The sequence below is a fragment of the Pantoea sp. ANP04 genome, from assembly GCF_041982285.1.
Lineage (GTDB): Bacteria > Pseudomonadota > Gammaproteobacteria > Enterobacterales > Enterobacteriaceae > Pantoea > Pantoea eucalypti.
Genome location: NZ_JAUTYS010000013.1, coordinates 73,797 through 87,580, shown reverse-complemented (window position 1 = coordinate 87,580; position 13,784 = coordinate 73,797). Strand labels below are relative to the sequence as shown.

Here is a 13,784-nt window from a genome sequence, read left to right as displayed (position 1 = left end):
GTGATGCAGGACAGCAGCGGCAAATTGTGCATATAACAGAAAAATCCGCACTCAATAAGGCCTGCATTTAACGCAGGCCCAACGCAGAAAAGCCTCTGTCAGGAGAAGATTAACCCGCCATCCACGTTAATGGTCTGCCCGGTGATATAGCGCGCATCGTCCGAGGCAAGAAAGGCCACCAGTCCCGCCACGTCTTCCGGCTGACCGGCGCGCTTCAGCGGAATGTTTTTAACCCACTCCGCCATCAGCTCACCTTTGCCGTAGGTTTTCTCCTCGCTGCTGAGGATCTCACCCCAGACACGATCGTTGTAATCCCACATCTCACTTTCGATGATGCCGGGACAGAAAGCGTTGACGGTGATATTCCACGGCGCCAGCTCCAGCGCCAGACTCTGGGTAATGCCAATCACGCCCATTTTGCTGGCGGCATAGTGCGGCGTGTAGATAAAGCCCTGCCGTCCCTGCCCGGATGACGTGTTGATCAGGCTGCCGCTGCGTTGCTGCACCATATATTTTGCCGCTTCACGACAACAGAGCCAGACGCCGGTGGTATTCACCGCCAGAATCCGTTCAAAGTCGCTCTTCGGCATGGTGTCAAAGCGGTCGATGGTGATCACACCCGCATTCTGTATTGAGACGTCAATCTGACCAAAGCGCTCAGATGCCTGCTGATAGAGCTGCTGCACCGCCGCTTCATCCGTGACATCGACCTGCAGCGCCAGAATCTCACTGCCGTATTGCTGCTGAATCTGGTCGGCGGTCGTGAAAACCCGGTCAGCATTTGACACCATCACCAGCCTGGCCCCGTCGCGGGCGAAACGCGCCGCAATCCCGGCACCAATGCCGCGACAGGCACCGGTAATCACCACTGTTTTTCCACGTTGTTCGCGGCTCATAATTGCTCCTGTTATGTGTGACGGACATCAGTGAGAGGCGCTGCCTGCTGCTTTTTTTCATGGCGACGCAGCAGCACCACTTTGCTTTGCAGACGTTGCTGGAACTGGTCGATCACCACCGCAGTCACAATCACCAGGCCTTTAATGACCATCTGCCAGAAATCGCTGACGCCCATCATCACCATGCCATCCGCCAGAAAGACGATAACAAACGCGCCAATAATCGAGCCAGAAACCCGCCCACGGCCGCCTGCCAGCGCCGTACCGCCGAGTACCGTGGCACCAATGGCGTCCATCTCAAACATATTGCCGGTCATCGGATGTGCGGTCTGTAATTGCGAGGCCACTACCAGCCCGACCAGACCGGCGCAAAGGCCAGAAAAGGCGTAGACGAAGACTTTTACTTTGATAATCGGTACGCCCGCCAGACGTGCGGCGGACTCATTGCCGCCGATGGCATAGATATAACGACCCAGCGGGGTTTTGCGTGTCAGGTAGAGGCCGAGCAGTAAAAAGCCGAGCATCAGCCAGATAGGCAGATAAACACCCAGTACAGTGCCGGAGCCAAGCAGCGCAAAACCGGTGTTGCCCAGTGCGGGCAGCCCTATCAGGTTGGCGTAAGTGCCGCCGTCGTTGAAAAGCAACGCCGCACCGCGCGCCACATACATCATTCCCAGGGTGCAGATAAAGGGCGCCACGCCCAGACGGGTGATCACCGTGCCGTTAATCAGCCCCACCAGCACGCCAAAGATGGCCACCACCAGAATGACTTCAGGCACGTTGAGAAATAGCGTATTGCCGCCCCACAACGGAATGCCATTGGTCAGCAGCGCACCCGCCACCATGCCGCAAATCCCCGCGACCGCGCCCACCGAAAGGTCGATACCGCCGGTGAGGATCACCAGCGTCATACCCATCGCCAGCAGTCCGGTAATCGCCACGTGCTGCGTCATGATCAGCAGGTTGGAGGGCGTCAGAAAGTTTGGCACCATCACGCTGAAAAAGCCGACCACTATCAGCAATGCAATAAAAGTGCGCGCTTTAAGCAAATACATATAAAGCAGATATTTTTGGTTCATGACATTCTCCGGCCAGCTTAGAGCCTGTTCCAGTACGCGTAATCGTTGCAGGCAGTCGGGACAGGGACAGCGCATAACAACCGAAACGTACACGCAGTACGTGAGGATGGTGAGCACTGCCCCGCTTCAGACTGACAAATAAAATAAGGCGCTTAATCCTGCGGGGTTGATGCCGCGATCAGATGTTCCCGCGTCGCCGCTGCGCGCGGCAGATCGGCCGTGATCCTGCCATCGGCCATCACTAAAATGCGGTCTGCCAGCGCCATGACCTCATCCAGTTCGGACGATGAAAACATCACGGCTAGCCCCTGCTGCGCCAGGTTGCCAATCAGGTGATAGACGTCGGTTTTAGCGCCCACATCAATGCCGCGCGTTGGCTCATCGAGTAACACCACCTGCGGTCCGGTCATCAGCGCTTTACCCAGCACCACCTTCTGCTGATTACCGCCGCTCAGCGCCGTCACCGGCAGGTCAGGATCGCTGACCTTGATCGCCAGATGGCCGATCATCTCATTCACCCGCTGATGCTCCCGGCCCGGATTCAGTAGCCCCAGCGCCCGGCGAAAACCGCGCAGACTGAAGTCAGAAAGCGTCATGTTGGCCGTCACCGACATCAGTTCAATGACCCCTTCGCCCTTGCGATCTTCAGGCACCAGCGCGATGCCGCTTTTCAGCCGCTGCTGGAAACTGCGTTTCGCCAGATCTTTACCGGCCAGCCGAACCCGGCCCGACTGACAGGACATCAGGCCAATCAGCCCCTTGAACAACTCAGTACGTCCGGCCCCCAGCAGTCCATAAATGCCAATCACCTCACCTTTGCGCAGGGTAAAACTGACCTCATTCAGCTTGTAGCCGCCGTTCTGATGCAGCGCGGTCAGTCCCTCGACCTCCAGCACCGTTTCCCCTTGTGGCGCAGGCTGATAGTCGAACTGTTTTTTCTTATCACCCACCATCTGAGCGATGATCCAGGGCACGCTGGCGTCGCGCACCTCACGCTCACTGATGAAGCGGCCATCGCGGAAAATGGTGATGTGGTCGCCAATCTCCATCAGCTCTTCCAGCCGGTGAGAGATGTAGATGATGGTGACGCCGCGCCGCTTCAGCTGGTCGATGACGCTGAACAGCACTTTGACTTCCGACTGGCTCAGGGCGCTGGTCGGCTCATCCATGATCAACACCCGGGTATCCTTCGACAGCGCGCGGGCGATCTCCACCAGCTGCTGATGACCAATGCCCAGCTCGCCCAGCGGCGCGTAGGGATCGACATCCAGTTGCAGCCGGTCCAGCAGCGACTTCGCCAGCGCGTATTGATACTTTTCATTGATTACACCGCGCTGGAAAAACTCATTGGCGATAAAAATGTTGTCCATCACGTTCATGTTCGGAAACAGGTTTAGCTCCTGAAAAATGATGCTGATACCCTGTTTTTCCGCCTGATGTGTGGAATTGAGTGAGACTACTTTGCCATCCAGCAGAATCTCACCCGACGACGGTGTTTCCACTCCCGCCAGCATCTTCATCATGGTGGACTTACCGGCCCCGTTCTCACCAATCAGGACATTCACTTTGTTGCGGTAAACCCGATAGCTGACCTGATCGAGCGCAGTCACACCAGGATAGAGGCGCGACACATTGCGCGTTTCGATAATCACGTCGCCGGACGGTTGCGGTTGAGGGTTTTGCATCTGCCGCTCCTTATTGCCGGGTAATCGCAGCCGGGGTGATATCCGGCAACTGCTGCGGAATATCCCAGCTACTGAACACACCGGAAACACTCACTTTATCGCCCACTTTCGGCGCGAACTGCTGCATCAGGGTGGAAGCGTGCTGGTTAATCGCCTTACCGTAGTCACCAAACAGCACCTGGTCATTAAAGTCCTGATAGCTCGCACCTTTATAGGCATCGCGCAACGCGGTCCCGCGAATAATCGGCCCGGTCTGAATAGTGACACTGTCACCTGATTCGTCTTTCACCGTCATTTTTCCGCTGCGCGACGTTGTGTTTACCGCGGTCACCTCACCGCGAACCGAGACGCTAAAGACACAGGGATTCTCAGCCTGACTGCGATAGCCATAAGTCTGACAGGCGCTGTCAAAGTCTTTGGCAGACTGCAGCGACTTCATCAGCGTCGCCAGCGGTTTCGCCTCTGCCTGGACCTGCGGCACCAGTTTTTGCTGCCACAGCTGGTCGATATTAGCCATTTTTGGATTGGGTGGATTTTTCAGGTCAGCCAGCTCCTGCTGCGACACAATTTTGCAGCCGCTTAACAGTAAGACCACCAGCGTCAGCCAGACTCTTCGGGACATCTTCTTCTCCCTGGCGCCCGCTAATGCAGGCGCGGCAGCGTTTAGTTACGACTTGTAGTTGAAGTCCTGGACGTTTTTGGCATTTTCCGGGGTAATCAGAATGCCGCGGAACATCACACGCTGTTTTTCCGGCTTCACGCCCTTCTGAATGAAATTATCGAGATCGGTGACACCTTCGGCGGCAATCGCCTGGGCCTGCAACATCACGGTGGCTTTCAGCGTGCCCGCTTTCACTGCATCGCGTTCATCGTTACTGCCATCAATGCCCACCACAATCACATCGTTGCGCCCGGCCGCCTTGAGCGCAGCGATCGCGCCCAGCGCAACCGGGCCGTTGCCGCAGATCACCCCTTTTACATCCGGATGCGCCTGCAGAATACTGTCCATAATGCGCTTGCCGTCGATCAGCGTGCCTTTCGCATCCTGACGCGCCACGCTCTGCATATCAGGATATTGATCCAGTACCTGATGGAACGATTTTGAACGGGTGACGCAGTTATTGTCGGCCAGGTTACAGGCCAGCTCGGCGTATTTGCCCTTTTCGCCCATTTTCTCAACAAAGACGTTGGCTACATCGGAACCTGCCTGGAAGTTGTTATGGGTAATCTGCGCCAGTGCCACGTCATCGACCGGGATTTCACGGTTAATTAAAACCACCGGAATGCCGGCATCTTTAGCCTTTTTAATTGCCGCCACGCTGGCGGTGGAGTCGGCGTTATCCAGTACGATACCCTGCACTTTCTTACCGATAGCGGCATCAATCAGTTCGCTCTGCTTCTTCACATCTTCGCCATGCGACAGCACCGTGGTCTTGTAACCCAGTTCCTGCGCTTTGAGATTGGCGCCTTTGGCTTCGGAGGCGTAGTAGGGATTATCGAGTGAGTTAACCAGAATCATAATGGTGCCTTTTTCGGCGGCAAACGCCGCCTGCGAAACCAGACAGGCAGCCACGGCAGTGCAAAGCAGGGTACGTTTTTTCATGATGTTCTCTCTTATCGTTATGGCAGGGTATGAAGTCCCGGATGTTGGGCTGGCATTACCAGATAGTGAATCCACCATCGATCATTAAATCGGCACCGGTAATCATGTCGCTGCCGTTACTGGCGAAGAACAGAACGGCGGCGGCAATTTCATCGGTATAGGCAAAGCGGCCCAGCGGAATCAGTTTTTTCATCTGCTCGCCCTTTTCGCCGCGCCAGGCTTTCTCGCCCATAGGCGTCAGCACCACGGTGGGCGACAGGGTGTTCACGTTGATGCGATGCGGCGCAAACTCTTTGGCCATCACTTTGGTCATGCCCAGCAGACCTGCTTTGGCGGAGGTATAGGCGACATGGTTGTCGATAGCGATGGACGCCGCCTGTGAGGCGATATTAATAATTTTGCCGCCCGCACCGGCACGAATCATCAGCTTTGCAGCTGCCTGCGAGCAGAGAAAAGGCCCGGTAAGATTCACCGCGATCTGCTTCTGCCATTCGGCAAAATCGGTTTCAATCACGGGTTGCAGCATCACGTAGCCCGCGCAGTTCACCAGGATATCGATGCGGCCATAATGTGAAACGACCGCGTCAAACGCCTCTTCCACCGATGCGGGTTCGGTGACATCACAGCAGACAAACTGCACCCGATCGGCCGCAAACTCCGCCTGCAGACTGGCAACCTTCTCCGCTTCAAACGGCGGATAGAGCAGAGCCAGACGCGCACCCTTCTCCAGCAACATGCCATTCGTCGCCATGGCGATACCGCCCAGACCACCGGTCACCACCGCCACTTTGTCAGCCAGATTCATTGCGGTATCTACGCCGTAGCGCAGGTTTACGTCATATTCGCCACTCATCCCACTCTTCCCCTCAGATTTTTGCTGATGCGGTTGTTTCATTCATTTTCGAACAAAAATATATGCTATCGAAAGGAAATGATGTGTGGAGCAGATCAAATTTCGACCATCTGCCTCCTAAAGCCGCTTATCTGATTGAAAAGACGTGATCTGGCTTCCAGTCCCGAAATAAAGCCGCACTGCTGCAATCGGGAAAGCCTGAGAGATTCAATAACATGCGGATTGCTAATTTTCGTTCGAAAACCAATGGCCTATCTGGCTATCTCGCATTCATAAAAATGGCGCGTTAAACTCAGCCACAGAGACCTTGTTTGCCCGACCTCTCAGGTTATTGGAAAAGGGAGCATTTCGATTGAAAAGCAAAAGTGAGCAGTTCGCTGACATGCAGCAACGCCGCGAGAAAATTCTGGAGATGATCCGTGAGGATGGCACGGTCACGGTCAAAGCACTGACGGAGACCTTTGGCCTGACCGAAGCCACATTACGCAGCGACCTGCGCATGCTGCAGAAACAGGGCTTTGTGCAGCGCTACCACGGTGGCGCAACGCTGATGACGGGCAAGCAGAATACCGGGGCGATGCTGCTGGAGCGGCAGACCCATCTGGAAGAGAAAGAGGCAATTGGCCGGCTGGCGGCGCAGCATATCGAAAATGGCGACACTGTGATTTTCGATTCCGGTACCACGACCACCGCGATTACTGACGCCATCAGCCACATCCGCCGTCTGTCAGTGGTGACCACGGCAGTTAATATCGCCCTGAAACTGGGCGGCGAGCCGGGGATCAATATCCTGTTGACCGGCGGCACCTTTAAATTTCCGACGCTCTCCACCTCTGGCGAGAAAGCGGCCAGCTTTTTTGAAAACGTGTTGGCTGAAAAACTCTTCCTGGCGACCGCCTGCATCTCGCCGCGTCTGGGCCTGAGTTTCCCCAGTGAAACGGATATCAAAGTAAAACTGGCGATGATCAAATCCGCCAGCACAGTGTATGTGGTGGCGGACTCCAGCAAAATCGACAAGGTATCCATGTTCGCGCTCCCCTGTGACTGGAGCAACATCCACTACCTGATCACCGACAGCGGCATCAGCCCCGCGCAGGTCAAAGCGTTTGAAGCTCTGGGCGTAAAAGTGCTGGTGGCCCCACTGCCGCTGAAGCGGGCGATGTAATTTAAAATTCGTACCCCGCTAAAGTGAGTGATTCCAGAGCGGTGAGACCCGAAAATGTGAGGCACAGGTAAGCGCGGACATTTCAGTTAGCCACTAAAAACCCCGCACCATCACCAACAGTGCAGGTAAGGCCTGCCTGAAGAGCAACGTGTGCGAGCCAGGGAAGGCGAGCCCAATCCGCAGGGATATCCGTTCACTGTTATACATCGCTGTACTCTCGGCTGTGAGCTGTAATACAGAGATAAAAGCAGAGCTCAGTACTCCCGAACAGCGACAGGAGTATTTCCCTTGTTGAAAAGTGAGATTGTAAAGGAGTTGTTTCAACTACGATTGGGAGATAGGGCTAACGTCCGCTATGTGCCAAGAGCAGACATTGCTCCCGCACAACTTTATGTGTTGATCACTGGGGATCAGGTCGTTTTCTATGAGGTCTATGCTTTTCTGAATACCAGTTAAACGCAAACGTGATGACTGGTAATGGATTTACTGACGTAGCGGTGAATCATCAATGCTGGCGGGTCATTCGCAGGAGGAACGTTTACTGTTCCAAACCAGACAGGATTAGCCGGGCAAACGGAGCCACAAATGTAGGCAGGTATGCCCGCAAACGTACCCGCTATTGGTCTGTGGACATGGCCTGAAGAAATGGCGAGTAGTCTGGTCGGGGCGCGTCTAATCAAATTTTCCATCTCAGGCAGACCTCTGCACATCGTTTCGTCTAGCGTTGGTATGCCAGATGCAAATACGTGATGGTGCATAAACAGCAATGACGGAGGGCTGCATGCGTCACTAAGTTGATTATCCAACCATTCCAGATGGTCAGTCACACTGCCGTAATCCTTATAATCAATCGTCGAATCCAGACCAATCAGGCGAATGCCACCGGTGTTATGAATGAAGTGCAGGGCCTCTCCTTGGGCATCGTGCGCCCATCTGTTCTCATCCCAAACAGAACGCACCAGACAGCGGTCGTCTGAGTTACCCGGCAGGACCAACGAAGGGTAATTTTGCTGATTCAGACGGTCAGCTATCTTTATATAACCTTCCTGCCAATGCCCATCTGTTAGATCACCTGTAACTACCAGTACGTCCGGCTGCAGATGCGTAAGCCAATTTAGTACCTGATCGAACCGAAACAGATGGTCATTTTCGGGTGAGGCGTGAATGTCTGAAACCTGCGCTATCAGCATAAAAACCTCATACGATTATTGTGTGGGGAACAAGATCGTGATTCATAACCATGAATCCGGTTTCAAATTTCATGTTTTTCACCACTATGGCAACAATGGACAGATTAATTAGGAACAGTAATTCAAAAAGTTGCGGCGAATCAGACTGGCTGCAAAGGCGTTCGGGAATTCACAATGAATCACTAAGTTCTATTCTGACTGCTCAGAGCCAATGTTAGCAGGGAAGCGTAACGTCCGCTGTTCGCTCATAGCGGACCTTGCAGCACGTATGTCCGCTTTGTGCCAACGTTACGTAAGGAAGGAATTAAGCCATCCCGTAGGATGGCTTATGGAATACTGTTACTGAGATGACAGGCCTAAGAAATGCGCCTGGCAGCACGCCGTTTACAGACATATAAAAAGCACTTAACAGAAATTTTAACCAGCGTTTGTGCGGAACACGCTAACCGCGTCCCTCAGATTAGCGGCTCGACTTGCAAGTTCATCAGCAGACGATGCTGACTCTTCAACGAGCACGGCATTCTGCTGTGTGACCTGATCCATCTGAGTAACGGCAATATTTATCTGCGATACGCCTGCACTCTGCTCTTCTGAAGAAGATGAAATCTCTCTCACCAGCTGTGCTGTCTGTTCAATCGCATCCATACTCTCCTTCACTTTTTCACCTGCATCCCGGGCCATCGAAATGCCCTGCTCAGCATTCTCCACAGACTGTTCGATCAGTCCTTTAATTTCTTTCGCCGCGCCAGCCGAGCGCTGTGCCAGCGATCTGACTTCCGCCGCAACAACCGCAAAGCCCTTACCGTGCTCACCGGCCCGGGCAGCTTCAACAGCCGCGTTTAACGCGAGAATATTCGTCTGAAACGCAATCCCATCAATGACAGAAATGATTTCCTTAATCTGCCCTGCACTGCTGCTGATTTTCTCCATGGAACCCAGCACTGATTCCATTGCCTGACCGCCACGCAATGCCGCGCTGGTAGCCGAGCTGGCCATTTCTGCAGCATGGCGGGTGTTTTCAGCATTGTTGCCGATGATCGAAGAGAGTTGTTCCATACTGGCGGCTGTTTCAGCCAGCGATGCAGCCTGTTCTTCCGTCCTCGCAGAAAGATCGCCGTTACCGCGGGCAATCTCCTCAGATGAGGTGGCAATGGTGACAGCATTACTTTTAATGTTTTCTACCGTCACCGTCAGGCGCTGACTCATCTGCAGTAATGCCTTAAGCAGACCGGCTGTTTCATTGCGTCCTGTCACGGAAAAAGATGCGGTCAGATCGCCTTCTGCCACTTCAAGCGCAAGCTTGGACGCGGCACCGATAGGTCGTGTTACAGAACGGATAATAATCAATGCGAAAATGACAGAAAGCAGGACCATAAAGAGAAGAACGCTCAGCAAACCATACTGTGCATGCCGGTGGTCCGTAATCTGCTGGTTCAGCATGTCATTCAGTTCATTACCGCCCGCAATCGCGTAGGTGCTGAATCTGTTAATCGCGCTGGTAAAAAGTGCGGCATAGTCCTGAGGACTCTGATTCGTCATACTGCGGCTAATAAATAACTCACCTGCAGTTTTCAGGGCATTTTGAGCTTCCTGTACGGCCCCGTCGGCATCGGCACTGAATTTCTGCTTCAGCCCTGTATCAGACGAAAAAAGCTTCTCTGAGTCCTGAGCAAACATATCCAGGTTATAGGCACCCGTGCTGATTAATGATTCCATACGGACAGAGTCAGCCTCACTAACGGCTTCTTTCCTGGCAAGCAGTGAAGTCCCGAACGCACGAATTTTACCCAGACTTTCGGTAAGCTCAGGCAATGATGAGAAATTGCTGGTAATCAGGCGGTACGTACTGATATCTGAATCAAGCGACAGACCGTAAAAATCCAGCACGTCGCGGTTTGTGTTAAGAAGTTTGCGGATGAGTTGCGCATGTGCGTCAAGGCTGGCCGTTTGATCCAGTTTCGAAGCATCAATGTCCTGCTGCAGCGCGTCCCACTGTGCACGCACCCCATTAATTTTATCGATTAAACCCGCACTGCCTTCTGTCTGCGCCATCTCTTTCTTGATGACATCGGTGATAGTAACAATGTCATCTCTAACACTTAGACGCGATGAGGTGGCAGGATTTTTTTGCGCAATAGCGAGGGCTGTTTCAGCGCGATGGCGCTGTATCAGATTCAACAGGGCAAGGATTTTGTTTTCAGCAGGCACTCCTGTTACTTCTTTCTGCTTGTCCTGAATATATTTATTACCTTCTGACACAAAAAGCACGGTAGGAACTGAAAAAAGAACAAGGCAAAACAAGCCCAGAATTGCAAACTTAGCGGTAAGATTAATATTGTTAAGAATATTATTCATTTTTACATCCTGCTGAATTAATTATTATAAGAACAAAAATAATGCAGATTGAAAGCATCTTAATCATCATTATCGGTTAACTGTTCATTAACTTTATAGCAGGCGTAAGAAAGTGAATGTTTAGGTTGAATTGCAACAAGGTCTAACCTGTCACCCAGTAATTAGCCCATGCTGATGTTATTAATTACCTCATAAGAGGTAGGAAAGATTGTTAATATCAATTTCTCTCTTAACGAGTTTTATACATGATTCATGTCCGCTTTGTGCCATAAGCGGACATTAGCAGGAGTGCCTTTCTGATTACTTACCTGGCGATGATCTGCACGGTGAAACATTGATCTCTTTCTTCTTTCGTTTATAGTTAAGCTCCTGTTATGGCAAGAGCAGGATTTGTGGTCTGCGTTCATCCCCTGATGAGCTGGCTTAATTCAGTCCTGAAGGCATAGGTTGCCGTAAAGGAGTACTAAAAAATCATGCGTCTTACGCCACCCTGAGTCGTAACCCTCCCCTGTCGCACTGAGTAGTTTCAGTCGCGCACTCAAAAACATCCCGACTGCGGATGTGCTTTTTCGTACCCGAAATTTTGCCCTCACGGGCTGACTGTATTCAAAATCTGAGAAATTATTATGCTGCTGTCCTCGACGCGTAAGGACTGGCTGGGCAACGTCCGTGGTGACGTGCTCGCCGGTATTGTCGTCGCGCTCGCGCTCATTCCTGAAGCGATCGCGTTTTCCATCATTGCCGGAGTCGACCCGCAGGTCGGCCTGTACTCGGCGTTCTGTATTCCCGTGGTGATGGCCATCTTTGGCGGACGCCCCGCGATGATTTCATCGGCCACCGGTGCGATGGCGCTGCTGATGATAACCCTGGTGAAAGACCACGGTCTGCAGTATCTGCTGGCAGCGTCGGTGCTCACCGGCCTGCTGCAGCTGGTCGCCGGCTACCTGAAGCTTGGCAGCCTGATGCGCTACGTGTCGCGCTCGGTCGTGACGGGCTTTGTCAACGCGCTGGCCATTCTGATTTTTATGGCACAGTTGCCGGAGCTGACCAACGTGACCTGGCACGTGTATGCGCTCACCGCCGCAGGCTTGGCAATCATCTACCTCTTTCCGTACCTCAATAAAACCATTCCCTCCCCGCTGGTCTGCATCGTGGTGCTGACCGCCATCTCCATGTGGCTGCATCTGGACGTGCGCACCGTGGGCGACATGGGCAAGCTGCCCGACAGCCTGCCGGTGTTCCTCATTCCGGACATTCCGCTGAACCTGGATACGCTGCTGATTATCCTGCCTTACTCCGCCGGCCTTGCCGTGGTGGGACTGCTGGAGTCGATGATGACCGCCACTATCGTGGACGACATGACCGACACCCCGAGCGATAAAAACCGCGAGTGCAAGGCGCAGGGCATTGCTAACGTCTGTACGGCGTTTATCGGCGGTATGGCGGGCTGCGCCATGATTGGTCAGTCGGTGATAAACGTGAAGTCCGGCGGACGGGGCCGACTTTCCACTCTAACCGCGGGTGTAGTGCTACTGCTGATGGTGGTATTCCTGCGTGAGTGGGTGTCGCAAATCCCAATGGCGGCACTGGTTGCGGTGATGATCATGGTGTCCATCGGCACCTTTTCCTGGCGCTCTATTACCGACCTGCGCCGCCATCCGCTGTCGACCAGCGTGGTCATGCTGGCAACCGTGGCGGTAGTGGTTGCAACCGATAACCTGGCTTTCGGCGTGCTGACCGGGGTACTGATTGCATCGCTGAACTTTGCGACCAAAGTGGCGCGCATTATGACGGTCAGGTCGTCACTGGAGGGTGATACCAGGACCTATATCGTGATCGGTCAGGTCTTTTTTGCCGCCGCCGATCGCTTTATGAGCCACTTTGACTTCAGGGAAGCGGCAGAACGCGTGGTTATTGACGTCACGCACGCCCACTTCTGGGACATCACCGCCGTAAGCGCGCTGGACAGGGCGGTGATTAAGTTTCGCCGGGAAGGCGCGGAGGTAGAAATACTGGGCATGAACGACGCCACCCGTACCCTCGTTGACCGCTTCGGCGTGCACGACAAGCCGGAAGAAGCGGAAAAACTGATGGGCGGTCACTAACCGACAGGAGATTCAGCTATGAACAATACCGTTGTGGCCTGCGTGGACGGTTCGCCGTCAACCGTGCCGGTCTGTGACTACGCGGCGTGGGCCGCCGCCGGCCTCTCTGCGTCGCTGGCTCTGCTGCACGTACTGGAAAAAGACGGCCATCCGGCCATCTCTGACCTGAGCGGCAGCATTGGCATCGACAGCAAAGAGCTGCTGACCGAAGAGCTGGTGCGCGTGGAGGGCGAGCGCAGCCGCCTGCTCATGGCACAGGGTAAAGCCATTCTGGGCGGCTGTGCTGAGCGACTGGCCCGTGCAGGGGGTCCGGAAGTGCGCAAGCTGCAGATGCACGGCGCGCTGGATGAAATCCTTGCCGGACTCGATGACGTCAGGCTGATGGTTCTCGACCGGCGCGGTGCGGAACATACCGTGGGCAGCCATCTGGAAAGCGTCATTCGCCTGCAGAGAGAGCCCGTGCTGGTCGTACCGGAAACGTTCAGCGCGCCATCCCGGGTGCTCTTTGCCTGGGACGGCAGCGAGGCGAGCCGCCTAAACCTGACCCGGCTGACCGTGAGCCCGCTGCTTCGTGGCCTGACCTGCCATGTCGTGATGGTGAACGGCAACGATGCTTCACTACATGATGCGCAGCAAATCCTGAAGGCAGCCGGCATTGATGCAGAGTCGCGGCTGATTCAGGATGAATCCGTCTCGCGCGGGCTGTGCCGTTACGCGGAGGATAACGGAACGGACCTGATCGTGATGGGAGCCTGGGGACACTCCCGGTTGCGCCGGTTCTTTATCGGCAGTCACACCACGGCGATGCTGGCTGAAAGCCGTCATCCGCTGCTGATGCTGCGGTAAACTTTAC

11 protein-coding genes are annotated in these 13,784 nt (G+C 54.1%); 3 read left to right on the top strand and 8 right to left on the bottom strand.

Annotation, left to right across the window (positions count from 1 at the left end):
* Positions 1-98: 98 nt before the first annotated feature.
* From Q7C21_RS17395 to Q7C21_RS17370, 6 genes are all read right to left on the bottom strand, one after another.
* Positions 99-896 (bottom strand): SDR family oxidoreductase, encoded by a 798-nt coding sequence (locus Q7C21_RS17395; protein ID WP_003848368.1) that lies wholly within the window; start codon positions 894-896, stop codon positions 99-101.
* Between the two features lie 11 nt (positions 897-907).
* On the bottom strand, positions 908-1,975 hold the full coding sequence (locus Q7C21_RS17390) for an ABC transporter permease (RefSeq protein WP_375150974.1): 1,068 nt from the start codon (positions 1,973-1,975) through the stop codon (positions 908-910).
* Positions 1,976-2,127: 152 nt separating this feature from the next.
* On the bottom strand, positions 2,128-3,660 hold the full coding sequence (locus tag Q7C21_RS17385) for a sugar ABC transporter ATP-binding protein (protein WP_003848372.1): 1,533 nt from the start codon (positions 3,658-3,660) through the stop codon (positions 2,128-2,130).
* Between the two features lie 10 nt (positions 3,661-3,670).
* Entirely contained in the window at positions 3,671-4,282 is a 612-nt protein-coding gene (locus tag Q7C21_RS17380; RefSeq protein ID WP_003848375.1) for a DUF2291 family protein, read from the bottom strand.
* Positions 4,283-4,327: 45 nt separating this feature from the next.
* Positions 4,328-5,263 (bottom strand): D-ribose ABC transporter substrate-binding protein, encoded by a 936-nt coding sequence (locus Q7C21_RS17375; protein WP_003848377.1) that lies wholly within the window; start codon positions 5,261-5,263, stop codon positions 4,328-4,330.
* A gap of 55 nt (positions 5,264-5,318) precedes the next feature.
* Positions 5,319-6,116 carry a GolD/DthD family dehydrogenase gene (locus Q7C21_RS17370; protein WP_375150973.1) on the bottom strand — a complete coding sequence of 266 codons (798 nt, stop codon included), beginning with the start codon at positions 6,114-6,116 and terminating at the stop codon, positions 5,319-5,321.
* A gap of 352 nt (positions 6,117-6,468) precedes the next feature.
* Here Q7C21_RS17370 and Q7C21_RS17365 point away from each other — a divergent pair, with 352 nt between their 5' ends.
* Entirely contained in the window at positions 6,469-7,281 is an 813-nt protein-coding gene (locus Q7C21_RS17365; RefSeq protein WP_039660387.1) for a DeoR/GlpR family DNA-binding transcription regulator, read from the top strand.
* A 452-nt stretch (positions 7,282-7,733) separates the two neighbouring features.
* Here the strand turns inward: Q7C21_RS17365 and Q7C21_RS17360 are convergent, their stop codons facing one another.
* Together Q7C21_RS17360 and Q7C21_RS17355 are read right to left on the bottom strand one after the other, a co-directional pair.
* A complete protein-coding gene (locus tag Q7C21_RS17360) occupies positions 7,734-8,471 on the bottom strand; it encodes a metallophosphoesterase (RefSeq protein ID WP_375150972.1) in 738 nt (245 codons plus the stop codon).
* 417 nt (positions 8,472-8,888) lie between these two features.
* Positions 8,889-10,826, bottom strand: a complete 1,938-nt coding sequence (locus Q7C21_RS17355; RefSeq protein WP_069729944.1) for a methyl-accepting chemotaxis protein — start codon at positions 10,824-10,826, stop codon at positions 8,889-8,891.
* 626 nt (positions 10,827-11,452) lie between these two features.
* Between Q7C21_RS17355 and Q7C21_RS17350 the strand changes: the two genes are divergently transcribed.
* Together Q7C21_RS17350 and Q7C21_RS17345 are read left to right on the top strand one after the other, a co-directional pair.
* The gene (locus Q7C21_RS17350; RefSeq protein WP_375150971.1) at positions 11,453-12,931 is read left to right on the top strand and encodes a SulP family inorganic anion transporter; all 1,479 of its coding nucleotides are present in this window, start codon (positions 11,453-11,455) and stop codon (positions 12,929-12,931) included.
* Between the two features lie 18 nt (positions 12,932-12,949).
* Positions 12,950-13,777, top strand: coding sequence for a universal stress protein (locus Q7C21_RS17345; RefSeq protein WP_375150970.1), 828 nt, complete (start codon positions 12,950-12,952; stop codon positions 13,775-13,777).
* The last annotated feature ends 7 nt before the right edge of the window (positions 13,778-13,784 follow it).

Excerpts from the sequence above, each read along its gene's own strand:
- Q7C21_RS17360 (WP_375150972.1), bottom strand. The coding sequence starts at position 8,471 with ATGCTGATAGCGCAGGTTTCAGACATTCACGCCTCACCCGAAAATGAC.
- Q7C21_RS17355 (WP_069729944.1), bottom strand. The coding sequence starts at position 10,826 with ATGAATAATATTCTTAACAATATTAATCTTACCGCTAAGTTTGCAATT.
- Q7C21_RS17345 (WP_375150970.1), top strand. The coding sequence starts at position 12,950 with ATGAACAATACCGTTGTGGCCTGCGTGGACGGTTCGCCGTCAACCGTG.
- Q7C21_RS17370 (WP_375150973.1), bottom strand. The coding sequence starts at position 6,116 with ATGAGTGGCGAATATGACGTAAACCTGCGCTACGGCGTAGATACCGCA.
- Q7C21_RS17375 (WP_003848377.1), bottom strand. The coding sequence starts at position 5,263 with ATGAAAAAACGTACCCTGCTTTGCACTGCCGTGGCTGCCTGTCTGGTT.
- Q7C21_RS17385 (WP_003848372.1), bottom strand. The coding sequence starts at position 3,660 with ATGCAAAACCCTCAACCGCAACCGTCCGGCGACGTGATTATCGAAACG.
- Q7C21_RS17380 (WP_003848375.1), bottom strand. The coding sequence starts at position 4,282 with ATGTCCCGAAGAGTCTGGCTGACGCTGGTGGTCTTACTGTTAAGCGGC.
- Q7C21_RS17390 (WP_375150974.1), bottom strand. The coding sequence starts at position 1,975 with ATGAACCAAAAATATCTGCTTTATATGTATTTGCTTAAAGCGCGCACT.
- Q7C21_RS17350 (WP_375150971.1), top strand. The coding sequence starts at position 11,453 with ATGCTGCTGTCCTCGACGCGTAAGGACTGGCTGGGCAACGTCCGTGGT.
- Q7C21_RS17395 (WP_003848368.1), bottom strand. The coding sequence starts at position 896 with ATGAGCCGCGAACAACGTGGAAAAACAGTGGTGATTACCGGTGCCTGT.